Source organism: Amycolatopsis ultiminotia (assembly GCF_039536925.1).
GTDB lineage: Bacteria > Actinomycetota > Actinomycetes > Mycobacteriales > Pseudonocardiaceae > Amycolatopsis > Amycolatopsis ultiminotia.
Map to the genome: position 1 here is coordinate 331,518 of NZ_BAAAZN010000006.1, position 23,041 is coordinate 354,558.

Here is a 23,041-nt window from a genome sequence, read left to right on the forward strand (position 1 = left end):
CTTCCCGGCTTCTGCTACCGTTGAGCCTTAACGAAACTTCTCTTAACTTTAGCGAGGGCCGATGGAGATCATCGTCGCCGGTGGAGGGCTCGTCGGCCTGGTTGCGGGGGCGGTGCTGCGGGCGCAGCAGCACGACGTGACCGTGCTCGAGCGGGCGCCGGAGATCCGGGCCGCGGGCGCGGGCATCGGGTTGTGGCCCAACGCGCTGGCCGTGCTCGACACCCTGCACATCGGTGCTGCCGTGCGGGAAATGGGCAGCACGATCGAGACCTGGTTCTTCGACTCGCGCGGGACCCGGGTGCGAGCACCGGGGTTCACCGACGCCGACCACACTTTCAGCCTGATCCCCCGCGCACCGTTGAACACGCTGCTGGCCGAAGCCGTCGGCGCGGACTGCATCCGCCTCGGGGCCGGGGTCTCCGCGCACACCGAGCACACCGACCGGGTCGAGGTCCACCTCGACACCGGCGAGACGCTGACGGCCGATCTGCTGATCGGGGCGGACGGCGTGCATTCGGCGGTGCGAGCGGGAATGCTGCCCGGCACCAGCGCGCTCGACCACGTCGGGCACCATGCCTGGCGCGCGGTGGTCCCGGCGGGCGGCGAGCCGCCCGAGGGCACCGTCCTGACGATCGGGGAGAACCGCACCCGGGGCGGCTATGCCCGGATCGGCGACGGCCACACCATGTGGATGATCAACCAGTTCGACAGCGCACCGTTGTCCGGCACGAAACGCGAGCAAGCTCTCGCCCGGGTCGGCGACCTCACCGCGTCCGGCTGGCAGGACGAGCTCGTCGGCATGATCGAGCGAACCCCGGAGGACGTGATCATCCACAACCAGATCAAGTACGTCCCGCCGTTGCCCCGCTGGAACAGCGATCGGGTCGTGCTGATCGGCGACGCCGCACACGGTTTGTCCCCGCACATCGCCGCCGGCGGCACGCTCGGCATCGAGGACGTCGGCGTGTTGCGCACCAGCCTCGCCGGGCAACCCGACCTCGCCACCGCACTCGACAGCTTTGCGAGCCAACGCATTCCGCGCTTCCAGGAGGTCGAGCGGCACGCCAGGAACGTCGAACAGGCCGCCGACACCGCACAGTTCGCGCAGCGCTACGCCGGGTTCAGCCACTGGATGCGCACGACCGCGCCGGGCGCCGGAAACCACCCGGCCGTGCGGCACAATGGAACAGATGACGGCACAGTCTCCCGCGACCAGACCAGGCGGACGCAGCGCGCGGGTGCGCGCGGCCGTGCTGGACGCGGCTGACCAGCTCCTGTCCGGCGATCTCGAGCCCATCACCGTGAAGCACCTCTCCGAGGTCTCCGGGGTCTCGGAGCCGACCCTTTACCGCCGTTGGCGCACCGCCGAGAACATCCTGCTCGACGCAGCCGTCCGCCATCTCTCCGAGGAGTCGCCCGTGCCGGTCACCGGCGAACTCCGGGCGGACCTGGTCACCTGGGCGAGCGGCCTGGAGCGAAGCATCGCGACCAAGGCCGGTCTACGCTTTCTCTCGCTGATCGTCCAAGCCCGGTCCGCACAACCGGATGCGTCCGCCGAGGCGCTCGCCCCGCTGATGAACCAACGGTTCGGCCAACTGCGCAGCCTGCTCGAGACCGCCGGCGCCCCCGCCTCGCTGACCGTCGAAGGCCTGCTGGACCGCGTGCTGGCCCCGCTCTACGTCCGCCAGCTACTCGGATACGCACCGGAAAGCGGTGCCGCGGAACTCGTCGACGAGGTACTGGACCGCGCACACCGGGGCTGACCGTCTGCGCCGGAGCCGGGCACTTGACGACAGTGACCCCGATCTCATACGCTGCAGCCCAGCGATTGTATCGTTTCAAGGCAATGGGAAGCGCGCACCAAGATCCCGATAATCATCGAGGCATTTCAGCGTTCGGGCCATGAAACGATTCAGCTGCCGACTCCCGGTGGCGGCGGTGCGATGTACCGGTGCCGAACCACCCCCGCTGAAAGGAACGCAACGGTGCGGATCGGAAGCAAGGGCACCACCGGCTGGAAGGCGACCATCTCGGTCGCCATGTCCAACTACATCGAGTCCGGCTCGATCATCGCGATCGCCACCAGCCTGACGTTGTGGCAGAAGCAGTTCGGCGTGGACGACTTCGCGGTCGGCTTGCTCGCCGCGTTCAGTGCCAACGCGTTCGGCTCCGCCATCGGCGCGGCGATCGGCGGGCCGCTCTGCGACCGCTTCGGCCGGAAATTCATCTACACCTACGACCTGCTCGTCTACATGCTGGGTGTGCTGCTGGCCGCCTTCGCCGCCAACTACCCGATGCTGCTGGCCGCGTTCCTGATCACCGGAATCGCCGTCGGGGCCGGGGTTCCGGCCTCCTGGACCTATCTCTCCGAGGAAGCACCGCCCGGCAGGCGAGCCAAGCACGTCGGCACCGCGCAGCTGGCCTGGTCGATCGGCCCGGCTGTGGGGTTCCTGCTCGCGGTACTGCTGATCGGCCCGCTCGGCCTGCTCGGCAGCCGGATCATCTTCCTGCACCTGTTCGTGGTCGCGTTCGTGGTCTGGTACATCCGGCAGGGCCTCAGCGAATCGGCCCTGTGGAAGTCGTCTCGCGCAGCCGGAAACCCGACCGGACGGCGCGGCCTGCGGGAACTGTTCTCCCGCGCACCCAACATCAAGGCGTTGCTGTTCCTGTTCGGCATCTACGGTTTCTGGAACGTGGTCGCGGGACAGATGGGGATCTTCATGCCGCGGGTCTACCAGACCGCGGGCGTGGCGAGCGCCGCCGAGCAGAACCTGCTGCAAGTGCTGATGTGGGCGGTGACCGCGCTGTCCACCTACTTCGGATTCATGCGGCTCGGCGACCGCGTCAGCACTCGGCTGCTTTACACGGTGGGCGCCGCGCTCGGCATCGTCGCCTGGGTGCTGCTGGTGTTCGTGAACGTGTCGCTACCGGTACTGCTGCTGTTCGCAGTGTGCTGGGGAATCTCCGCGGGCATCGGTTCACAGGCCTTCTACGCGTTGTGGACCAGTGAGCTGTTCGCGACGCGATATCGCGCCAGCGCGCAGGGCGTGCTGTTCTTCGCCGCCCGGATCGCGGTCGGGCTGCTCAGCTACTACTTCCCCACCATGCTCGCCAACCAGGGCGTGCCCGCGGTCGGCATGGTGATGCTCGGGCTGCTGGTGCTCGCACTGGCCATCGGCGCGCTGTGGGCACCGCGTACCCAGGGCCGGACCCTGCAGGACATCGAAACCGAACGCTACGGCGAACTCCCGCCGCCCGCGGCGAAGACCCCGGACGCCGCGACACCGGCGTCCGGCCGGAATTCTCCGGCACGGTAAGCCCGCAGCGCCGTCCACGGGGAACGCCCCGATGCCGAGTTCGGCATCGGGGCGTTCCTCGGCATGGGTGCCGGACCAGCCAATCCACCACACTTGGCAGGTATTCATTGCATGCATTACGGTCCTCATTCCCGAGGCGGCACACCGGCGTGCCGCTCTCGCCACGGCGGAGCGCCCCCTTGCGAACCGGAAGTGCCGACCATGCGAATCCTGTTCAGCGCGGTACCCGCACACGGGCACGTGCTGCCGCTGGCTCCGCTCATGGCCGCCGCGGTCGACGCTGGGCATGGTGTTGCGCTGCTGACCGCCGAAAGCGCACGCGCACTGGCCGGTACGGAACTGGCACCCGGCGTGGAGTTCCTCGCGGCCGGTGCGGCGACCGAGGACTTCCCTCGCCGAGGCGGGCCGTCGGACCGGAGCGGACGCGGTGCACCCCGCACCGACGTCGATCGGCGAGATCTTCGGCGCGACCCGGCTCGACCTCGACGGCGGGGACGCGCTGCGGACCGCTCGGGCCGGGGAGTCGGATCTGATTGTGGCCGAGTCCTTCGACACGGTCGGCTCGCTGCTCGCCGCGCACCTGGGAGTGCCGTGGCACCAGGTGGGAATCGGCCCCGGTGTGCACCCGATGATAGCCGGGCAGCTCGCACGGGCCGTGGTCCCGCACTACCGCAAGGCCGGGGTGGATCCGGTCGCCCCGAGCAGCTACCTCGACCCGTGCCCGCCGGTGCTGCAGGACCCGGACTGGACCGGTCCGGCCACGGCCCGGCCCCGGTCCGGCGGATCCGGGACAAGGCACTGGAGCTGCCCCGGTTCGCCGAGGGAACCTCGCCGACGGTGCTACTCACCCTGGGGACGGTGTTCTCCGGCGAACGGGCCCTCGCCGAGTTCAGTTCCGCCGTCGCGGACGCGGGTGTCAACGTGGTGGCCACCCTCGGTTCTGCCCTCGTGCGGCCGCCCACGACCCGGCACCGGGACAACCTGCAGCACATCCCGTTCGCACCGCTGGACCAATTGCTGGACCACGTCGATCCGGTCGTCGCGGCAGGTGGCTCCGGTACGATGCTGGGCGCGCCGAGCCGTGGTGTCCCGATGGTCCTTTGCCCGCAGGGCGCAGATCAGCCGAGCAACGCCGCACTAGCGAAAGCGGCAGGTGTCGCGATCGTCGTCGATTCCCCGGCCGAGCTCACCGACGCGGTGGCGTGGGCGTTGCAGGATCAGGTCATGCGCGCGCGAGTCGCCAGGGTCGCCGCGGAAATCGCGGACGCCCCCACCGCCTCGTAAACCATCATGAAATTGACCGGCGATGCGCGCCACGGCGGCCGCCGAGTGCACTGAAAAACCATTCTCGCCATCGGATTCCAGCGTTATCGTGCGACCACGGAAAACGCCTCGCGCTAACCTCAACTAACGCCACAATCGCCCCGGCTGCATCACTCTCCGCGGCGTGCACGGGAGGCACAGCGAACCCAGCAGCACAGCCGACGTGGCCGACTGGTTTTGGCTTTGTTTCGGACTGCAGGAATGGCGCACACTGGTGGTCGATTGCCGGTGGAATTTCGACGACGCGGAAAAGACGCTCCGGAACCAGGCCCTCTGCATACTCACCGAACGGTGCGCCGGGGCCACCGGGAGGTGCACAAGGCCGACGGGATGGGCGGCCCGGTCCCGGTCGGCAGAACTCGATGCCGGGCCCCGGCCGGACGACCAGTCACGGGCGGCGGCTGCCGAGGCAACCCCGCCGCAGCCGAGCCGCGGATCCCGCCGGCACCGAGATCAGTCACCGGGACGCCCCGGTAAACGGGCCACGGCCTCCCGGCGAGGTCACGGGCCTCGGCGCGGCAGTGCGTTCCGGCGTCGAACCGGTCCGGCAAACGAGGCACGGCCTCCCGGCGAGGTCAGGGCCTGCGGTGCTCGACCCAGACGTTGGGCTCGGTGTACACGGCGACGTCCTGGGCCGCCGACACCAGGACCGGGCTCAGTGCGCCTTCCACGAGCACCGGTCCGTCGGTGTCGAACGGCAGCCCGGTCCACTCCCGCCACTGGGCGAGCGTGCCGGGGATGGTCATCGACAGCGGGCAGACCTTCCGGATCCGCCCGCCCGCGCGTACGTGCACGCGCAGCCACGCGTCGTAGGGCAGACCGTCGTCGCGTACCCGGAAGGCATACTCGCTCATCGGCGTCTCGGGTTCGTCCGCCTTCTGCGACGGTCGCACCGGAGCGTAGAGCACCTCGTGCCCGAGCCGGAACGCGTTGTCCCGCAGCGCTTTCACCATCATCGAGGCGAGTCCGGTGCGTTGCCGCTCCTTGCGCACGATGATCTCGAGTGCGGTCACCGCATTGCGTTCCCGACCGGCCAGCCGATCGTCGTGCTGCCACCTGATCACCTCGTCCCAGCCGCCGTCGGGCAGCTCCGCGCGCCCGGGGATCCCGAAGGCGAACGGCGTCGAGTAGGCCTTCGCGACCGGCTCATCCCCGTCCGTTGCGAGCAGCACGTAGTCGGCAACGGTGTCGAGTTCGCCGTAATAGAGCCGGCCGTTCGGGTCCTTCTGCATGAAGATCGGCCACGACCGGTCGAAATCGGCATGGTCGACCGACCGGAAGATCTCCGGGTTCTCCCCGCGATTGTGCATCGTCAGCGCCACAGTCCCGATTCTCACCGGCGAGTCAACCGCATATCCGCCGGGTACGGCGCGCCCGGCACCGCCCCGGTCAGCGTCCGAGGCCGGCCCAGAACCCGCAATGGTGTTCGGCGGCCAGGTCGACCGGGTGGATCCCGCCGGAGCCGGGGGCCAGCGTCTGGGTGTAGGGCGGTTCGTCGCCGTCGCGGAAAGCGGGCCATCCCGGCCCGGGGTTGCCGGTGGCGGCGAAGGCGCTCAGGTAATCGATGATCTGCTCGGCGAGGTGTTGCTGATCGGGGGTGAACGGCGGGGCGATCCCGCCGAGGTCGAACAGCGACCACTGGTCCGAGGAGTGGTAGCTGCCCATCGGCATCGCCGGCGGTTCGGCCCACATCGGCGGCGGTGCGGGGTCGGCGAATTCGTACTGGTGCACCGAGGTGTGCCGGGCGAGTCTGCGGGAGCTGTCGTATTGGGTGCACAGCCATTTGCGGTCGGTCACGATCGCGGCCCACGCCTCGGCGGCCGAACCGTAGGCGGACCGGGGGTATTCGGCTTCGACCTTCGGCCGGTCCGCGCCGAAGGTTTCGCTCAGCACGGCGTCGTAGGTCCGGTCGGTGATGGGTGTGCCGTTGTCGTAGGTCGAGGTGGTCAAGGTCGCCTCGTCGTGGACGTTCCCGGAGATGATCGGCACCCGGGCGAACCTGCCGGTGGCCAGGGCCTCGGCCGGATCGGCGGGCAGGGTGGGGGTGCCGTAGGCGGGGAACGCGAACCGGTCCAGTACCGGCTTCAGTTTGTCCGTGCCGAGCGCGCGCAGGCAGTCCAGGACCTGGCCGGCTGCGCCGGTGCAGCCCAGTTCGCGGGCGGCCTGCTCTCCGGCGGCTTCGACCGCGGACCTGGACCGGAACACCGGGCCCGCCGGCTTGCCGCGGGTGTCGAAGTTGTCCAACCAGGACACTTCGCATGCGCCGCTTGCCATGATCGCCTTGTGGAACAGTCCCGCCGAACCGGGTGCGGTCAGGTGCGCGCAGGTGCTCATCGCGCCGGAGGACTGGCCGGCGAGGGTCACGTTGCCCGGGTTTCCCCCGAACGCGGCAATGTTGCGCTGCACCCAGCGCAGTACGGCCTGCTGGTCGCGAAGCGCGAAGTCTCCGGACCCGGCCAGTCCGGGGTAGCCGAAGTTGCCGAGCATGCCGAGCCGGTAGTTGGCCGTGACGACGATGACGTCACCGCGTTCGACCCAGCGTTTCGGATCGAGGCCGTTGGCGGTGCCTGCGATGAAGGCGCCACCGGGAAGCCACACCACCACCGGTTTCGGCCCGGACGGTTTTCCCGACGGTGTGGTGACGTTGAGGTAGAGACAGTCTTCGCTGCCGCTGCCGTCCGGGATACTGCCCGGGTTCTGGGCGCACGAGGACGCGGGTTTAGTCGCGTCTCGTACACCGGTCCACGGCGTGACCGGTTTCGGGTCCTGCCAGCGCAGTTTGCCGACCGGCGGTGCCGCGTAAGGGATGCCCTGGAACGCGCGGGTGCGGTTGGCGATCGAGCCGCGTACCGCACCGTTGTCGGTGTGCACCACGGCGCCGCCTGCCCTTGCGGCGGTGCCGATTGCGTTGGTGTGTGCGGTATCGGGTGTCTGCTGCGGTGCGGCCGGATCGGCCGCACAGGCAGTGGCGGCCAGCAATCCGGTCACCGCCAACGTGGACAGCGTCGCCCGCCAAGCCCTGACTTTCATGTCGAGAAACCCCCTTGTCCGGTCGCGGCGGTTGGCTGCCGCAACTGGACACCGAACCTACGAGCGAGCGGATCCGGCTACATCCGACTTCCGTCGATGCCCGATAGCCGTCCGGCGGAGGTGCCCGGGGCACAATCGTGGTCCGGACGAGGGGACGCGCTCAGGTCAGGCCGGCGTCGTGCGCGAGCAACGCGATCTGGGTCCGGTTGCCGAGGCCGAGCTTGGTGAGCACGTGCGACACGTGCGCCTTCACCGTGGCCACGCTCATCAGCAGCTCGGCGGCGATCTCCGCGTTCGTCCGTCCGCGTGCGACGGCCAGCGCGACCTCGTGCTCACGCTCGCTCAGCCCGGCGAACGCGCCGCGGGCCCGCTCGTAGCTGTCCGCGTCGGTGGACACCCGGTCCATCAGTTTCCGGGTGATCGACGGGGAAAGCGTCGGTTCGCCGGCGGCGACCCGGTGGACCGCGGCCACGATCTCGGCGGGCGGGGTGTCCTTGAGCAGGAAGCCGCCCGCACCCGCCCGCAGCGCGCGCAGGATGTTCTCGTCGGTGTCGAAGGTGGTCAGCACGATCACCTCGGGCGGCTGCCGCCGAGCCCGCAGCCTGCGGGTCGCGGTCAGTCCGTCCACACTGGGCATCCGGATGTCCATCAGCACCAGGTCCGGTGCATGCGCGTCGACCGCACCCACCGCGGCGTCGCCGTCGGCGGCCTCGGCGACCACCGTGATGCCGCCTGCACCGTCCAGCATCATCGCCAGCCCGGCGCGGACCAGCGGGTCGTCGTCGACGATCATTACCCGGACTTCATCGCTCACCCGGCCACGGTAGCCAAGCCTCGACCCGGAACTCACCGGAACCGGTCAATTCGTGGTCCAGCCTGCCCCCGGTGAGCCGGGCCCGCTCGGTCAGCCCGACCAGTCCGGTGCCACTGCCCGGCAGGTCCGAGCCGGTTGCGGTGACCGGATTGCGCAGCACGATCCGCAGGCCGTTGCCGGGGTTTCCGGCCACCTCGAGACACACCGGAGCGCCCGGCGCGTGTTTGCGGGCGTTGGTCAGGCCTTCCTGCACGATCCGGTAACTCGTGCGCCCGGACGCCGGTGGCAGCGAACCGGCGCCGGCGACGAGGTTGTCGAACCGGATGTCGGCACCCGCTGCGCGGCCTTCGGCCACCAGGGTGGCCACCTCGGACAGGCCCGGCTGCGGCCGGTCGTCCGGATCGGTGTCCGCACGCAGCACGCCGATCACCTCACGCAGTTCTTCCAGCGCCTGGTGCACCGCCTCGCGCACCACGCCGGCGGCACGGGCGACCTGCGCCGGTTCCGCGTCTTCGCGGTATTCCAGTGCACCGGCGTACGTGGCGGCCAGCGAAAGACGGTGTGCCAGCACGTCGTGCATCTCCCTCGCCAGCGCCGTGCGCTCACCCGCCCTCGCCTGCGCGACCCGTCCGGCCTGCTCGGCTTCGGCACGCCGGGCGCGCTCACGAAGCGACTCGATCAGCGCGGCCCTGGTCCTGGCCAGCCTGCCCCAGCCGATCATCGCGGCGTACCCGATCACCACCAGGGTGACCCACCATGCGTAGGACAGACCGGGCATCGGACGCCAGATCCCGTAGACCGCGTGCGCTGCCACCCCGACCGCGGCGACCGCGGTGGTCGTGCGCAGGTTCCGGACCGCGGCCAGCTGCGCGATCGCGGCGGTGGCAGGCGGGACGGCGGTCAGCGCCAGCACGGGCAGCACGGACAACACGATCGTGATCGCCACCGGCCTGCGGAAGATTCCGCTGAGCAGCAGTGCCCCGACCACCCAGACCGAGATGTCCAACCCCAGTTCGAACGCGCTGCCGGTTTCGGACTCGGCCACGATCAGCGGCACCGACAGCACGATCGCCAGCACCGGGAACAGCACGGGCCGGAACCAGGAGCGGCTGCGCAGCCGGGAAAGCGACATCCGGCGAGCTTAGGACCGGCACCCGGCCCTCGCACATAGACCAAAGTCGATGCCCGCCCCGTCCTCCGGCCTACCGGAGATGGCCGTCCGCCCGAAGCCTGGTCCACGGTGTTCCGGCGAACCTGTTCGCCATGACCATCAGCAACCGTTCCCGGTTCCTCGGCGCACTGTGCACGGTGGCCGCGCTGTGCACGGCCTTGTCCGCCTGCGAGGAAGCCACCGGGCCGTCCGCCGGCGGAAAGAAGGCCACCGCCGCACAGGTGGGTGGCACCGATCGCCAAGGCGAGGTGGTGGAAAGCGAACCTCTGGTGTCGATGGATTCGGTACATCTGAAGGATTACCTGAAGCAGCAAGGATTCGACCCCGGCGGGGTGCGCTACGGCGTGGATGCGTACCGCGTTCTGTACCGCACCACCAGCGTCGCGGGCACACCCACGGTCGGCAGCGCGGTCGTCGCCTATCCGCAGACCGAGGACGATGCCGAACTGCCCGTCACCACGTACCTGCACGGCACCAATCCGGTCCGCGCCATGGCCGCCTCCGTTGCCGACGGCCCGGACCGTGCCGGCACCCTGCTGTTCGCCGGAACCGGACAGGCCACCAGCGCCCCCGATTATCCGGGACTCGGCCTGGCACTGGGAATACCGGCCTATATGCAGGCCGATCCGACCGTGCACGCCGCGCTCGACGGGGTGCGCGCCACCCGCGCGCTCGCCGGGAAAGCGCATCACCGGCTGCGTAAAGAAGTCAACGTCGCCGGGTTCTCCCAGGGCGCGCAGGCCGCCATGGCCGTGGGCCGCACGCTGCAGAACAACGCCGACCCGGATTCGGCCCTCGGCGCGATCGCCGCGGTTTCCGGTCCGCACGACATCGTCGGCACCGAACTGCCCGCCGCCTTCGACGGCCGGGTGGATCCGCACGAAGCCGTCGTCTATCTCGGCTACTTCGTCACTGCCTGGAACCACTCGTTCCACCTCTACGACAGCCCGAGCGAAGCTTTCCAAGCACCCTACGACCAGACCGTCGAATCATTGTTCGACGGATCGCACCCGTTCCCGGAAATCATCCAAGGGCTGCCCGAATCGCCGGACCGGCTGCTGCGCCCGGAATTCCTGGAAAAGCTCTCGCACCCCAGCGGAAAACTGGCCGAGGCGGTCGAGGCCAACGACCGGCTCTGCGCGGGCTGGGCACCCCGTGGCCCGGTCCGGCTCTACCACGGTACCGCGGACAAAGACGTGCCCTACGCCAATTCCGAGCAATGCCGGCGCATGCTCGCCGAAAGCGGCACGAAGGCCGAACTGATCAACGCCGGACCACTCGACCACAACAGCACCGCGATCGCCTCTTTCCCGAAGATCGCCGACTGGTTCGCCTCCTTGAAGGGATGACCGATATGGACCTCCAGCTTCCTCTCTATGCGAAAACACTGCTCCTGGCCTACGACACCGAACAGCGGAAACTGATCCGGAAACCACACCTGTCGATCGCCGTGCGCGCGGCGATCCTGGCCGAACTCGTCGAGACCGGCCACCTGACCGACACCCCCACCGGCCCGACCGTCACGCACGGCTCCCGGCCACCGGACGCTTTCCTGGCCGGGATACTCGACGACCTCACCGGCTCCCCGCAACGCAGCTGGCGCGCCTGCGTCCGGCGGCACCGCAGCGCGGCGCTGAAATGGGCCCGCGACGACCTGTTCGCGCGGGGAATCCTCGACCACCACGGCAGCGCCGCCACTGCGGTACACGAAGCCGCCATCCGGCATCTGCACGGTCACCTCGCCACGGTGTTGCGCGCGTCGCCCCAGCAGCGCGTCGATCGCGAGGATTCCGCACTGCTCGGTCTGGCCGGCGCCGCGCGGTTGCTGCATCGGCACGTCTCGCTGCGCGAAACCCGGCTCCACCGGGAACGCATCCGGGCGCTGACGGACCACGGCGGCACTGTGGTCGTCGAGGCCAGGAAGGCGATCCGGCGGCGCCGCGCCGCCATGGTGTCCAGCGCGATCGCAGGCAGCCACGGCGGGTGAACCGCAGCACCACCCGGGTTCCGGTTCGCGAGAGCGTTACCGGGCGGTGGTCTTCGACCGGCGCCACGGCCGGTCCGGCTGGGGGTGACCGGCCGCGGTGCAGGAAACCGCGGCCGTCGGCGGCGGGGGCGGCGCCGACGGCCGCGGCACCGGTGCGCGGCCGGGTGGCACGAGCAGGCCCGTCGCACACCAGGCACCTGGGGTAACTCCAGGTTTACGCTGAGACCTATGCGATTCGCCTTCAAGACTTCGCCCCAGGACACCGTCTGGGCGGACATGCTCGCCGTCTGGCAGGCCGCCGACGAGATCGAGCTGTTCGAATCCGGGTGGACCTTCGACCATTTCTACCCGATTTTCTCCGATCCGACCGGTCCGTGCCTGGAAGGCTGGGTCACGCTCACCGCGCTCGCGCAGGCCACGAAGCGGCTCCGGGTGGGCACCCTGGTCAGCGGCATCCACTACCGGCACCCGGCACTGCTCGCCAACATGGCCGCAACCCTCGACATCGTTTCCGGCGGACGGCTGGAGATCGGCATCGGCGCCGGCTGGAACGAAGAGGAGTCCGGTGCCTACGGGATGCGGCTCGGCCCGGCCAAGGAACGCAGTGACCGGTTCGAGGAGGCCTGCGAGGTGCTGGTCGGCCTGCTGACCAACGAAACCACCACCTTCCAGGGCGAGTACTACCAGCTGACCGACGCCCGTTGCGAGCCGAAGGCCGTGCAGCGGCCGCACCCGCCCCTGTGCATCGGCGGCAGTGGTGAGAAACGCACCCTGCGCACCACCGCGAAGTACGCCCAGCACTGGAATTTCGTCGGCGGCACGGCGGAGGAATTCACGCACAAACGCGACGTGCTGCACCGGCACTGCGCGGATCTCGGCCGCGACCCGGGCGAGATCACGCTCTCCGCGCACGTGCGGCTCTCCCCCGAGGCCGACTACGCGAAGCTCGCCGCGGACGTGGAAGCTCTCGGCGAAGCCGGCCTCGACCTGGCGATCATCTACCTGCCGCCGCCGCACACCCCGGCCGTGCTGGAACCACTCGTCAAGGCACTCGAACCACTGCGCTGAACCTTCGGGCCGCGCGGGCACCGCTGTCCCGCGCGGCCCGTGCTCCCGCCGCGTGGACGGTGCACGGGGCCGTGCGGCAGACTGGTCGGAGACCACGACCCGACAACCTCTGCGCTGAGCACATGGATCCACTGGCGACCCGGCCGGACGACGAGAATTCCCGGCTTCTTCACCGGCTTCGCACCCGCCGTCGTGTGCCGGACCCGCAGACCGTGGCGTTTCTGGAGCAGGCGCAGGAAAGCGCGGGCGGACGGCGGACGACGCGCGAAATGCCCGATGCCGGCACCGTCCGTGCGATGTACCCGAATCGGACCGAGGCCGAGATCGCCGAGATGAGCAGGTACTTCGCGGAACTCGATTCCGCGATCCGCCCGCCGACCCGGTACGAGGGCAGGCACCACCGTCAGGTCCAGGTCTACGCGGCCCAGCTGGACGAAGCGGTGGCCCGGCACGGCCGCTGGCCGGCGGCGGACAATCCACCGCTGTTCGCGACGACGGAATCCGGGCACGGGACCGCCGCCGCGATCCGGGTTCCGCACACCGGTGACCATCTCGTGCTGGTGGATTCCGAACTGCTGCAGTTCCTCTTCCTGTTCAGCAAGGCGGTGGCGCTGGCCGTACCCGCCGGAACGCCGACGCCGGACGGGATACTCCGCTTCGCCACCGAGCCCGAGGAGATCCGGGCGAATCTGCGTCGCGATCCGCAGATCCTGTTCCGCTTCCACGACGTGGTGCTCAGCTACGCCATGACCGGGAGTGCCTCACGTGCCGAGGCCTACCGGGTCCCGCCCGCAACCGAACGTCTGTACGGAATCGTCATGCAGTCCGCGCAGACGTTCGTCCTCGCGCACGAGTACGCGCACGTGCTGGAGGGCCACCTCGACGACGGAGACCCCGGTGGCGAACACCTGGCGCCGCCGCAGTGGCCGCTGCCGCTGGAGGGCGTCGCCGATCGCTTCGGGTTCGAGCTGACCCTCGAGGTCATGAAGAAGGCGGGCTACGACCTCTACTTCACCTACTGGGGCATCGAACTCTTCTTGTCCGCCAACGAGATCCTGCTGAAGGCGATCTCGCTGCTGCGGACCGGCGACGAACACGGGCTCCGGCACGACGAGCGTCACCGGCAAGCCGGCTTCGACGCCCGGAGGCGGTCGCTGGAGACGATGCTGCGCACCGACCTGGAACGCGCATCCGGAAAAGCCACCGTCGAGGCGGAGTGGGACCGGATCGGCAGCGGCCTGCACGTCGTCCGCGACATCGTGCACATCCTCTGGGGCGAAACGGAACCACTGCTGAGGAAAGCACACGCCGACGGCAGCCGCCCGGCCGTGTGGTGGGACAGCGGCGGCTGAGGACCGGCTCGTCTACCGAGGCGTCAGCACGATCCGGCCGAACACCTCGCCGTCGTCCATCTTCCGGTGCGCCAGTACGGCCTGCTCGAGCGGCAGCAGCTCGTGCACCACCGGCTGCAGCTCGCCGCGGGCCGCGGCCTCGAACTGCTCGGTCCGCACCGCATGTTGCTCCGCAGCAGGCGCCGTGGCGGCGCTGAAGGTGGCGAACGACATCGATTTCTGGAACGACGCCATCAGCTTCGTGCCGAACTCCGCGGGCGGCTGGCCGGCGATCGCGCCGACCACCACCATCCGGCCGTTCGGGGTGAGCCGGTCGAAGAACGTGGGCAGATCCGCGCCCGCGACCACGTCGATGATGACGTCATAGCCGGTGCCGCCCTCCCCGGAGCGATCGAGCACCTGGGTCGCACCCAGCGCGCGCAGCCGTGCACCACGCTCGGGCGACGACGTCGTGACCGCCACCGAGCCCGCTCCGCGCATCGCCGCGAGCTGGACCGTCATGATCCCGATACTGCCTGCCGCGCCACGCACCAGCACCGATTCCCCGGGCGCGAAGTGCGCGTGCGAAAGCCCGAAGTGCGCCACCACTCCCGAGCTGCCAAGGGTCACCGAGTCCACTGCGGACAGTCCGGGTGGGAGCGCCACGATCGCCTCGGCGGAGGCGATCGCCTGCTCCACATAGCCGCCGCCGGTTCCGGTGAACGCCCACACCCGCTGTCCGAGCCACGCGGGATCGACGCCGTCGCCGAGCGCGGTCACGGTGCCCGCGACCTCACTGCCGGGAATGTGCCCTTCGGTGAAGCCGTAAGAAGCCAGCGCACCGCTGCGGATCACCACGTCGGCTCCGGCGACACCGATCGCCTCGGTGCCGATCAGCACCTGCCCGGCAGCCGGCGCCGGGGCCGGGACGTCGAGCACGGCCAGCCCGTCCGGGCCGCCGAACTGCCGAATTTCGACCGCTTTCACCATGTCCTCCTTCGCGATTACGGGTCCGACGCTAGTGGACGCCCCCGTCCACTTGACTAAAGTGAGAGCGATGACGGACCGTTTGCCTCATCCGCCGCGCTCGGACGCCCGGTACAACCGCGAACGCATCCTGGATGCCGCGCGCACGGTGTTCGCCGCCGAAGGCGTGGACGTGCCAATGCGCGAGATCGCCCGCCGCGCCGGCGTCGGCCCGGCCACCCTGTACCGGCATTTCCCGACCAAGGAAGCGCTGGCCACCGAAGCGTTCACCGATGAGATGAACGCCTGTCACGCCATCGTCGGGGACGGGCTCGCCGAGGACGACCCGTGGCGCGGGTTCTGCCTGGTGATCGAGAAGATCTGCGAACTGCACGCCCGGAACCGGGGCTTCACCACGGCTTTCATGTCGACGTTCCCGCGTGCGGTGGATTTCGCCGCGAAGCGGGACGCCGAGGTGAAGGCCATCGCGGAACTGACCCGCCGCGCCAAGCGCACCGGCCGCCTTCGCCCGGATTTCGCGGTGGAAGACCTGATCCTGGTGCTCATGGCCAACAGCGGCATCCAGACCACCTCACCCGCCGCCAGGGTCGCCGCCTCCCGGCGCTTCGCCGCGCTCGCGATCCAGGCATTCCAGACGTCTCCGGAGCGGGCACCCCTCCCACCGGTGGCCCGGCTGGATCTCACACCACCGGTGCCGACCGTGGCCGGAATCCCCACCTAGCCGGGGTCGCCGCGCCCAGACCGGTGTCCTGGCCGGCGGCCGCCCTCGCCCGGTCCGCGGCAGGGGCACCGCGGAGTTGCCCCGATAGCCACCGTCGGCGCTCGACGATCTCGTCCCCGGCACGCGTGAGCACCGCAATCACGGTGCCTTCGGCAGCGGTGGCTCAGCGTGCGGCCCGGCACTGCGTGTCGACACCCACCCCGGAAAGCACTGCGCGGGTGACCTGCTCCGGGAAGTCCGGATCGAGTTCGCGATGGCCGAACAATGCCCGGAACACAATGGGCGCGGCAAACAGGTCGAGCACCAGATCGGCGTCGAGACCGGGTTTCAGCTCGCCGCGTTCCCCCGCTTTCCGCAGGGAGACCAGGCACGCCTCCCGCCGGGGTTGCCACACCGCGGTGAGAAAGGTTTCCCGCAGTTCCGGATCGTCGGCCAGATCTGCCACGAGCGCAGGGAGCACCCGGGCGACCGCCGGATCCGCCATCCCGAGCCGCAACGCCTCCAGATGCCCGAGGATGTCACAGTGCGTGCATCCGGTGTCGAGTTCCACGACCCCGGACCGCTCCTCGGCCATTGCCGCCACCACCAGCTGTTGCCGGGTTTGCCAGCGACGGCGGATCGCCGGTTTCGTGGTACCGGCACGCCGCGCGATGGCTTCCATGGTCAGCCCCGAATACCCGGTTTCGCGCACGAGCGCGGTCACCGCGGCCAGCACGGCGCTGTCGATCCGCTCGTCCCGCTGGCGTGCCATCGCCTTCTCCCGCGCCGAAAACCGTACGGCGCACCCTATCAAGGCATGAGCAGCACCTTGCCGAACACCTTTCCGCCTGCCACCGCCGCGAGTGCCGCGGCAGCTGCACCGAGCGGAAACCGTTCGTCCAGCACCGGGACGAGCCGGGTTTCCCGCACCAGCTCGGCAATCCGTTTCCAGGACAACCGGAGTTCCTCGCCCGGCACCGAATTCAGGCTGAACGAAGTGAACGTCGGCGATCGGTGGAATTCGCGCAGCAGCGAGGCGAACGCGTCCGGACCGGGGTCGCCACCGGCCCCGCCGCAGAGCACGTAGCGCCCGTTGGGCCGCAGGAGTGCCAGGTGCCTGCCGAGGTCGGCACCGGCGACGGTGTCCAGCACGACGTCGTAGGTCCCGTCGGGAAGCGGGGACACGGTCCGGTCGGCGATCCGTGCCGCACCCAGCGCACGCAGCCGTTCGCCCCGCGCGGGCGACGACGTCACGGCGGTTACCTCCGCCCCGTGCGCGGCGGCGATCTGCGTGGCGAGCACACCGATTCCGCCGCCGGCCCCGCGAACCAGCACGTGGTCACCCGCGGCCAGTCCGGACCGGTGCAGGGCGATCTCGGCGACCAGCGCGTTGAGGCCCAGCGCGACCACCTCCACCGCCGCGTTGTCCGGCGACGGCAGAACCCGCTCGACCGGCACGACGACCTGCTCCGCGAACCCGCCGAACTCGGGCAGCGCCAGCACCCGCTGCCCGGCCAACCCACCGGGCACGTCCGGCCCGGTCGCGCTCACCCGCCCGGCGACCTCGAGCCCGAGCGGCGAACCCGGACCGGGGAAGTACGCGTAGTCGCCCCTGGCAGCCATGACGTCGACGTAACCCACGCCGATCGCCTCGACCGCGACGCGCACCTGACCGGGCCCCGGCACCGGTTCCGGCGCCTCGGCCTCGGCGAGCCCGCCGGATTCGGTCACGACCATCGTTCGCACGGCGTCTCCTCCTGTTAACGTTCCGATTCGGATCGGAACGCTACGCGCCGCGGCGCGTCCGGTCAAACCCGGCCCGCACGCACCTCGTGGCCCCGCTCTCCGGCGGCGCCGGGGAGTGCTAATCGAGCAGGAGCAGCGCGTAGTAGACGAGGAAATGCTGCACCGCGTAAGCGCCACCGGTGACCTCCGGCAGCGAGGCGGACGTGTGCGACTCGACCGCGGCGCGGATGGCCGGAATCCGCTCGTCGCCGGCGGAGAGAGACTCCGCGAGACGGCGCCAGCACCAGGCGCGGTGCAGGTTGAGCCCGTGCAGATGCGCGATCAAACCGTCCGTGGGGTCGGTCACCGCCACCGGCGTGAAGAGCGCCCTCGGCATCCCCTCGGCGATCCCGGGCAGGAACCCGTGCAGCCAGCCGGAAAACTCCGGCGTGGGCAGCAGCCGGGCCATGAGCTCGGCCTCGGCAAGCGCCGGGGACAGGAAGTCGGCCCCGGACGGTTCCCACGAGCCCGGATAGTCGCGGTCGGCGCCGAACCAGCGCGTGGCGGTCTCGGCGAGCACCCGCCGCAGCCGCGGATCACCGTGGCCGGCGAGGTAGTCCGCATACGGCAGCGCGCGGGAAAGCCCGAACGCGTCGTTTTCATGCAGCCCGGTCCGCACCGGATAGGCGGCCTTCGGGAGCCACTCGAGATAGCGCTCCACGAACACCGCACCCAGCTCCCGTAGCGGCGCCGACCACCGCCGCGCATCCGGATCGTCCCAAGTGGACACTTCGACGGTCAGCTCCAGCAACGCGGACCAGCCGTAGGGACGCTGGGTGGTCCGCTGCTCCTCGGGAGCGAACGAGGCAGCCTCGGCCGCCAGTGCTTCGCCGGTCAGGTGCTCCTCGAGCGTGCGCCGGATCTCCGCGGCAGGCGCGAACGCAGAATGCCGGCGCAGCAAACGCACCATGACCCAGAACATCTCCACACAGGAATGCCAGTCGAAACTGCCGTAGAAACACGGGTGCAACTGCCGCGGAGTGGGGATGGTCGCGCCTTCGAAATGCCAATGCCCCTCGTAGTGCGGGTACTCGCGCACTACGTTCGCCAACGCCACTTCGGCAAAGGCAGCCGCCTGATCCGCCGGCAGCCCGGTCATCGGTGGGCTTCCGCGAGGATGCCGCGGAATGCCTGGCGCACGGCGGATTCCGCTTCCGCTGCGGTGAGCGGCGTGCCCAGGATGAGCCGGAGGTAAACAGCGCCGTACAGCTGATCGAAAAGCCGGTCCAAGGAGAGGTCCGCGATCAGCTCACCCCGTTCCTGTCCACGGCGCATCGTCACCTCGGCTTGCGCACGGCGTGGTTCCATGTAGGAGGTGCGAAACGCCTTCTGGAGTTCCCGATCACCGGGCAGCGCGGTGATCAGTCCCACCAGCATGCTGTGCACCGGATCCGTTCCGAACACGGTGGCAGTGGCGCGCAGTTGCCGGACGAAGTCCTCCACGGCCGACCCGGTGTCCGGGAACGGTGCCGCCGGGTCGACCCTGGCCATGAACGCGTCCATCACCAGTACCGCTTTGGCGGGCCAGTGCCGGTAGACGGTGGCCTTGCTCGCGGTGGCGCGCGCCGCGATCGCTTCCATGGTCATCGCCTGGAACCCGACCTCCTGCAGGAGATCGACTGCGGCGGACAGGATCGCCGCACGGGCGCCTGCACTGCGCGGCGATCGACGGTACTTGGCGGCATCGGGCATACCGGCTACAGTAGCATCGAAACGAAACGTTTCGTTCACTGAGGAGCATCGACCATGCCACTGCACACCCGTGCCCTGGGTACCCAGGGCCTCCACGTCGCCGAGCTGGGACTCGGCTGCATGGGAATGTCGGCCATGTACGGCGGCGCCACCGAGACACAGGCGCGCTCGGTCCTGCACCGCGCCCTCGACCTCGGCGTGACCATGCTGGACACATCCAATGCCTATGGCCCCTACACCAACGAGGAACTCCTCGGCCGCGTCATCGCCGGCCGGCACGACGAGGTCGTCATCGCGACCAAGTTCGGGGCGGCCATCCCAGGGGCCCAGGCGGCACACGGCGACCCGGACACCGTCCGCCGCAGCTGCGACGGTTCACTGAAACGGCTGGGCGTCGACCATCTCGACCTCTACTACCAGCACCGCGTCGATTTCACCGTACCGGTCGAGGAGACCTTCGGCGCCCTCGCCGAACTCGTCACCGCGGGCAAAGTCCGGTACCTCGGCATCAGCGAAGCGTCCACCGACCGCATCCGCCGGGCGCACGCGGTGCACCCGCTCACCGCCGTGCAGACGGAGTATTCGCTGTGGTCCCGCGACCTGGAGGCCTCGATCCTGCCCACGCTTCGCGAACTCGGTATCGGGCTCGTACCGTATTCGCCGCTCGGCCGTGGCTTCCTGACCGGCACCATCACCTCGACCGGAAACCTGGCCGACGACGACGTCCGCAAGGTGCGGCTACCCCGGTTCCAGGACGAAAACATCCAGCACAACCTCCGTCTTCTGGAATCGGTGAAAACGGTCGCCGCACGACGGAACGCCACGCCAGGGCAAATCGCACTGGCCTGGGTCCTCGCACAGGGCGACGACGTCGTCCCGATTCCCGGCACCCGCCGGATCGGTTACCTGGAGGAGAATGTCGCCGCCGCCGAACTGACGCTCAGCGAGGAAGACCTGCGAGAACTCGAGGCCGCCTTCCCCCCTGGCGTGGCCGCAGGCGACCGCTACGACCCGGCGGCGGCAAGCCTCATCGAATCCTGAGGGCACGGAGAACCGGCGACACTGCCGAAGTGTCCACTATGGACGTCAGGCGCCGAACATCTCCAGCAGGCCCTTCGGTGCGTCCTCGGCGAAGCAGACTCGCAGGCTCTCCGCCGATTCTGTCGCCGACTTTTCGCTGCGGGGGAACAGGACGGTCTCGTACTCGGCCAATGCGCGTTCGACGTCTCCGGGGTGGCGGGCCAGTGCGAGGCCCAGTTCCGCGCCGTCGAGCATGGCCAGGTTGGCGCCTTCGCCGGCGAACGGTGACATCAGGTGCGCGGCGTCGCCGAGAAGGGTGACGCCGGGGCGGCGCGACCAGGAGTGGCCGATCGGCAGTGCGTGGATCCGGCGGGGCACGAGTTCGCCGTCCGCTTCGGCGACGAGCGCGTGCAGCCGGTCCGACCAGCCGTCGAAATGGCTCAGTACCAAGGATTTGGCCGCTTCGCGATCGGTGAAGTCGATGCTGTCTGCCCAGGTTTCGGGCACGCGCACCGCGACGTAGACGTGCAGGCTGCCGTCGGGCTCCCGGTGGGTGAGCATTCCCCGGCCGTCTCCGAGCGCGAAGCACATGCCGCCGCCGAGCAGGTCCGCGCTGTCCGGGTGCTTGGTGTCGGCCTCGTGCAGATCGACCTCCACGAAGGAGATCCCGGTGTAGCCGGGCGTGGCCTCGGACAGCAGCGGGCGGATCCGTGACCAGGCCCCGTCGGCGCCGACCAGGACGTCGGTGGTGAACGAGGTGCCGTCGGCCAGCGTGACCTCGTGCCGCCCGTCACCCAGCGGCCGGGCGCCGGTGACCTTCGAGCCCCAGCGGACGGTGCCTTCCGGCAGGGAACCGAGGAGGAGGTCGCGCAACTGCCCGCGTTCGACCTCCGGCCGATCGCCCCCGCCGTCGTCCTGTTCGGACATTTTCAGCACCGCGTGCCGGTCGTAAACGCGGGTTTCCTGACCACCCGCGTGGATCAACGTGCGGAATGCGTCGTACCGCTCGGCCGCGCGCAACGCGACCTGCCCGGAATCGGCGTGGATGTCGAGCATCCCGCCCTGCGCCCTGGCGGACGGGGAGGCGTCGAGGTCGAGCACCGTGGCCGCGATGCCGTGCACGTGGAGGACGCGAGCGAGCGTAAGACCGCCGAGACCCGCGCCGACGATGGTGATGGTCATGATGAGACTCCTTTTCTGCCGGTGTTGCCGGAAGGTGGCACCGGACCGGCGGCCCGGTGGGTATGAAAGGAGCATAACGAACATGTTCGTTACGAACAAGTTCGTCGACCGGTGAGTGCCGGAGGTCACGCCCCGCACCGGGTCCGCCCGGCACCACCGTTGGCGACGATCGGGCTGGTCAACGCCGGACAGCCGGCGGCGACCAGCCCGATACGGAACCCTCGATACGGAGACGAGCAACCGAACCAGCCGACACCGCACTCGGCCAACACCGGGCTGCCAACCGCCTGCGCCGGCCTACACCGGACCCAGCCGACGCCGCGGGCAGGCAATGCCCCGGAAACAGCTGTCGCCTGCCCACGGGGCTACCTCGGGGTCAGTCAGCACAGCGGGCGGGCGATGCCGCAAGCCGTCGGGGCCGGGGGACAGTCAGCAGCGGGACCGCGCCGCCCGGGGTCAATCGACACCGCGGGCGGACGATGCCGCGGCTCAATCGGTGCCGGGGCCGAGCTATCCCTAGGTCAATCGACACCTCGGGCGGGTAGTGCTGTGGGCCGTCGTGCCGGGACCAAGCTGCCCCGGAGCCAGCCAGCACAGCGGGCGAGCGATGCCGCAAGCCGTCGGGGCCGGGGACAGTCAGCACAGCGGGCGAGCGATGCCGTCGGGGCCGAGGACAGTCAGCACAGCGGGCGAGCGATGCCGTCGGGGCCGGGGACAGTCAGCAGCGGGACCGCGCCGCCCGGGGTCAATCGTCGCCGCGGATGGCCAGAGCGACGGGTGACCAGAACCGCGGGTGGCCGATGCCGGGGGGCCGCCGTGCCCCGGGGGAGCATCGGGGCGGGCTGCGTCGGGGTCTGTCGGGGTCGGAGCCGTGCGGGCTCTCGTTCGTCGGGGGGGTGCCGGCGGCGGGGGTCGGTTTGGTGGTTTTGCGCTGGTTTGCGGGTGCGTTGACGGGCGCACCAGCGTTGATCACTGGCAGTCCCGCACGAGGGTGGCTCTTCACCTGTTCGTGGAATTACGAGTGATCATCTTTGACCGCTAGTGTTTCCCGTAGCCCGTTCTGCCGGTGACATTCCCCCGACCAGGCGGCGGGTCGGCCCCCTGGTCATGACCCCTTCCGCGCCCCAGGGGGCCACTCAGCTCATCCCGTGCCCGGCCGGGTCGAACGGACACAAAGGACAGTCGGGCACCGCACCCACGACAACCGGCGACCCCGCCTGCGCGACCACCGGCCCACGGCGGCACCGGCCGAATCGCACCGGCGTCGGCAACCAGCACGCGCACCAGCCCGGCAACCGCAACCCGCACCGGTGTCGGCACCTGCAACCCACCGGTGTCCGGTACCTGCGTAGCGACCGGAGCCCACACGGGCGTCGGCACCGGCGTAGCAACCGGAGCCCACACGGGCGTCGGCACCGGCGTAGCAACCGGCACCCACACGGGCGTCGGCACCGGCGTAGCAACCGGCACCCACACAGGCGTCGGCACCCGCCCAGTAACCGCAACCTGCACACACACCAGCAGGGCACGGCGACCGCAACCCACCGGTGTCGGTACCGGCCGGGCTGCGGCACCCGGATCCGCATCGGGCCTCGGTCGGACACCAGCAATCGGCGTCGGCATCGCCTGGCAAC

20 protein-coding genes are annotated in these 23,041 nt (G+C 69.8%); 10 read left to right on the plus strand and 10 right to left on the minus strand.

Annotation, left to right across the window (positions count from 1 at the left end):
• Window positions 1–61: 61 nt before the first annotated feature.
• The 4 genes from ABD793_RS16775 to ABD793_RS16790 all read left to right on the plus strand — a co-directional run bounded on the left by ABD793_RS16775 (window position 62) and on the right by ABD793_RS16790 (window position 4,601).
• Window positions 62–1,267 (plus strand): FAD-dependent monooxygenase, encoded by a 1,206-nt coding sequence (locus ABD793_RS16775; RefSeq protein WP_344860836.1) that lies wholly within the window; start codon window positions 62–64, stop codon window positions 1,265–1,267.
• Complete coding sequence (locus tag ABD793_RS16780; RefSeq protein WP_344860839.1) at window positions 1,191–1,763, plus strand: TetR-like C-terminal domain-containing protein; 573 nt, start codon at window positions 1,191–1,193, stop codon at window positions 1,761–1,763. The genes ABD793_RS16775 and ABD793_RS16780 overlap by 77 nt, the downstream gene beginning before the upstream one ends.
• A gap of 222 nt (window positions 1,764–1,985) precedes the next feature.
• The gene (locus tag ABD793_RS16785; RefSeq protein ID WP_344860841.1) at window positions 1,986–3,317 is read left to right on the plus strand and encodes an MFS transporter; all 1,332 of its coding nucleotides are present in this window, start codon (window positions 1,986–1,988) and stop codon (window positions 3,315–3,317) included.
• 717 nt (window positions 3,318–4,034) lie between these two features.
• Entirely contained in the window at window positions 4,035–4,601 is a 567-nt protein-coding gene (locus tag ABD793_RS16790; RefSeq protein WP_344860844.1) for a glycosyltransferase, read from the plus strand.
• A gap of 614 nt (window positions 4,602–5,215) precedes the next feature.
• Here the strand turns inward: ABD793_RS16790 and ABD793_RS16795 are convergent.
• The 4 genes from ABD793_RS16795 to ABD793_RS16810 form a co-directional block, all read right to left on the minus strand.
• Entirely contained in the window at window positions 5,216–5,962 is a 747-nt protein-coding gene (locus ABD793_RS16795) for an N-acetyltransferase (RefSeq protein ID WP_344860847.1), read from the minus strand.
• A gap of 67 nt (window positions 5,963–6,029) precedes the next feature.
• Entirely contained in the window at window positions 6,030–7,670 is a 1,641-nt protein-coding gene (locus tag ABD793_RS16800; protein WP_344860850.1) for a carboxylesterase/lipase family protein, read from the minus strand.
• Between the two features lie 160 nt (window positions 7,671–7,830).
• Entirely contained in the window at window positions 7,831–8,484 is a 654-nt protein-coding gene (locus ABD793_RS16805) for a response regulator (RefSeq protein ID WP_344860853.1), read from the minus strand.
• A complete protein-coding gene (locus ABD793_RS16810) occupies window positions 8,474–9,616 on the minus strand; it encodes a sensor histidine kinase (protein ID WP_344860855.1) in 1,143 nt (380 codons plus the stop codon). The genes ABD793_RS16805 and ABD793_RS16810 overlap by 11 nt, the downstream gene beginning before the upstream one ends.
• Before the next feature lie 131 nt (window positions 9,617–9,747).
• Between ABD793_RS16810 and ABD793_RS16815 the strand changes: the two genes are divergently transcribed.
• The 4 genes from ABD793_RS16815 (at window position 9,748) to ABD793_RS16830 (ending at window position 14,062) form a co-directional block, all read left to right on the plus strand.
• Window positions 9,748–11,004, plus strand: coding sequence for an alpha/beta hydrolase (locus ABD793_RS16815; protein WP_344860857.1), 1,257 nt, complete (start codon window positions 9,748–9,750; stop codon window positions 11,002–11,004).
• Window positions 11,001–11,642, plus strand: a complete 642-nt coding sequence (locus tag ABD793_RS16820; protein ID WP_344860859.1) for a GOLPH3/VPS74 family protein — start codon at window positions 11,001–11,003, stop codon at window positions 11,640–11,642. The genes ABD793_RS16815 and ABD793_RS16820 overlap by 4 nt, the downstream gene beginning before the upstream one ends.
• 228 nt (window positions 11,643–11,870) lie before the next feature.
• Entirely contained in the window at window positions 11,871–12,710 is an 840-nt protein-coding gene (locus ABD793_RS16825; protein WP_344860861.1) for an LLM class F420-dependent oxidoreductase, read from the plus strand.
• Window positions 12,711–12,832: 122 nt separating this feature from the next.
• Complete coding sequence (locus ABD793_RS16830) at window positions 12,833–14,062, plus strand: hypothetical protein (protein WP_344860864.1); 1,230 nt, start codon at window positions 12,833–12,835, stop codon at window positions 14,060–14,062.
• Between the two features lie 12 nt (window positions 14,063–14,074).
• Here the strand turns inward: ABD793_RS16830 and ABD793_RS16835 are convergent, their stop codons facing one another.
• On the minus strand, window positions 14,075–15,028 hold the full coding sequence (locus ABD793_RS16835) for a zinc-dependent alcohol dehydrogenase family protein (protein WP_344860867.1): 954 nt from the start codon (window positions 15,026–15,028) through the stop codon (window positions 14,075–14,077).
• A gap of 70 nt (window positions 15,029–15,098) precedes the next feature.
• On the opposite strand from ABD793_RS16835, the gene ABD793_RS16840 reads away from it, so the two are divergent.
• A complete protein-coding gene (locus tag ABD793_RS16840; RefSeq protein ID WP_344860870.1) occupies window positions 15,099–15,749 on the plus strand; it encodes a TetR/AcrR family transcriptional regulator in 651 nt (216 codons plus the stop codon).
• Window positions 15,750–15,912: 163 nt separating this feature from the next.
• On the opposite strand, the gene ABD793_RS16845 is transcribed toward ABD793_RS16840, so the two are convergent.
• From ABD793_RS16845 to ABD793_RS16860, 4 genes are all read right to left on the minus strand, one after another.
• Entirely contained in the window at window positions 15,913–16,500 is a 588-nt protein-coding gene (locus tag ABD793_RS16845) for a TetR/AcrR family transcriptional regulator (RefSeq protein WP_344860873.1), read from the minus strand.
• 38 nt (window positions 16,501–16,538) lie between these two features.
• The gene (locus ABD793_RS16850) at window positions 16,539–17,465 is read right to left on the minus strand and encodes a quinone oxidoreductase family protein (protein ID WP_344861057.1); all 927 of its coding nucleotides are present in this window, start codon (window positions 17,463–17,465) and stop codon (window positions 16,539–16,541) included.
• Between the two features lie 127 nt (window positions 17,466–17,592).
• Entirely contained in the window at window positions 17,593–18,612 is a 1,020-nt protein-coding gene (locus ABD793_RS16855; protein WP_344860875.1) for a DUF2891 domain-containing protein, read from the minus strand.
• Window positions 18,609–19,205 carry a TetR/AcrR family transcriptional regulator gene (locus ABD793_RS16860; protein WP_344860877.1) on the minus strand — a complete coding sequence of 199 codons (597 nt, stop codon included), beginning with the start codon at window positions 19,203–19,205 and terminating at the stop codon, window positions 18,609–18,611. The genes ABD793_RS16855 and ABD793_RS16860 overlap by 4 nt, the downstream gene beginning before the upstream one ends.
• Before the next feature lie 54 nt (window positions 19,206–19,259).
• Here ABD793_RS16860 and ABD793_RS16865 point away from each other — a divergent pair, with 54 nt between their 5' ends.
• Complete coding sequence (locus tag ABD793_RS16865; protein WP_344860879.1) at window positions 19,260–20,246, plus strand: aldo/keto reductase; 987 nt, start codon at window positions 19,260–19,262, stop codon at window positions 20,244–20,246.
• Between the two features lie 45 nt (window positions 20,247–20,291).
• On the opposite strand, the gene ABD793_RS16870 is transcribed toward ABD793_RS16865, so the two are convergent.
• Window positions 20,292–21,407: an FAD-dependent oxidoreductase gene (locus tag ABD793_RS16870; protein WP_344860881.1), complete on the minus strand. Its 1,116-nt coding sequence runs from the start codon at window positions 21,405–21,407 to the stop codon at window positions 20,292–20,294.
• Between the last annotated feature and the right edge of the window lie 1,634 nt (window positions 21,408–23,041).

Excerpts from the sequence above, each read along its gene's own strand:
- ABD793_RS16775 (WP_344860836.1), top strand. The coding sequence starts at position 62 with ATGGAGATCATCGTCGCCGGTGGAGGGCTCGTCGGCCTGGTTGCGGGG.
- ABD793_RS16780 (WP_344860839.1), top strand. The coding sequence starts at position 1,191 with ATGACGGCACAGTCTCCCGCGACCAGACCAGGCGGACGCAGCGCGCGG.
- ABD793_RS16800 (WP_344860850.1), bottom strand. The coding sequence starts at position 7,670 with ATGAAAGTCAGGGCTTGGCGGGCGACGCTGTCCACGTTGGCGGTGACC.
- ABD793_RS16810 (WP_344860855.1), bottom strand. The coding sequence starts at position 9,616 with ATGTCGCTTTCCCGGCTGCGCAGCCGCTCCTGGTTCCGGCCCGTGCTG.
- ABD793_RS16815 (WP_344860857.1), top strand. The coding sequence starts at position 9,748 with ATGACCATCAGCAACCGTTCCCGGTTCCTCGGCGCACTGTGCACGGTG.
- ABD793_RS16820 (WP_344860859.1), top strand. The coding sequence starts at position 11,001 with ATGACCGATATGGACCTCCAGCTTCCTCTCTATGCGAAAACACTGCTC.
- ABD793_RS16825 (WP_344860861.1), top strand. The coding sequence starts at position 11,871 with ATGCGATTCGCCTTCAAGACTTCGCCCCAGGACACCGTCTGGGCGGAC.
- ABD793_RS16830 (WP_344860864.1), top strand. The coding sequence starts at position 12,833 with ATGGATCCACTGGCGACCCGGCCGGACGACGAGAATTCCCGGCTTCTT.
- ABD793_RS16840 (WP_344860870.1), top strand. The coding sequence starts at position 15,099 with ATGACGGACCGTTTGCCTCATCCGCCGCGCTCGGACGCCCGGTACAAC.
- ABD793_RS16845 (WP_344860873.1), bottom strand. The coding sequence starts at position 16,500 with ATGGCACGCCAGCGGGACGAGCGGATCGACAGCGCCGTGCTGGCCGCG.
- ABD793_RS16850 (WP_344861057.1), bottom strand. The coding sequence starts at position 17,465 with ATGGTCGTGACCGAATCCGGCGGGCTCGCCGAGGCCGAGGCGCCGGAA.
- ABD793_RS16855 (WP_344860875.1), bottom strand. The coding sequence starts at position 18,612 with ATGACCGGGCTGCCGGCGGATCAGGCGGCTGCCTTTGCCGAAGTGGCG.
- ABD793_RS16860 (WP_344860877.1), bottom strand. The coding sequence starts at position 19,205 with ATGCCCGATGCCGCCAAGTACCGTCGATCGCCGCGCAGTGCAGGCGCC.
- ABD793_RS16865 (WP_344860879.1), top strand. The coding sequence starts at position 19,260 with ATGCCACTGCACACCCGTGCCCTGGGTACCCAGGGCCTCCACGTCGCC.
- ABD793_RS16870 (WP_344860881.1), bottom strand. The coding sequence starts at position 21,407 with ATGACCATCACCATCGTCGGCGCGGGTCTCGGCGGTCTTACGCTCGCT.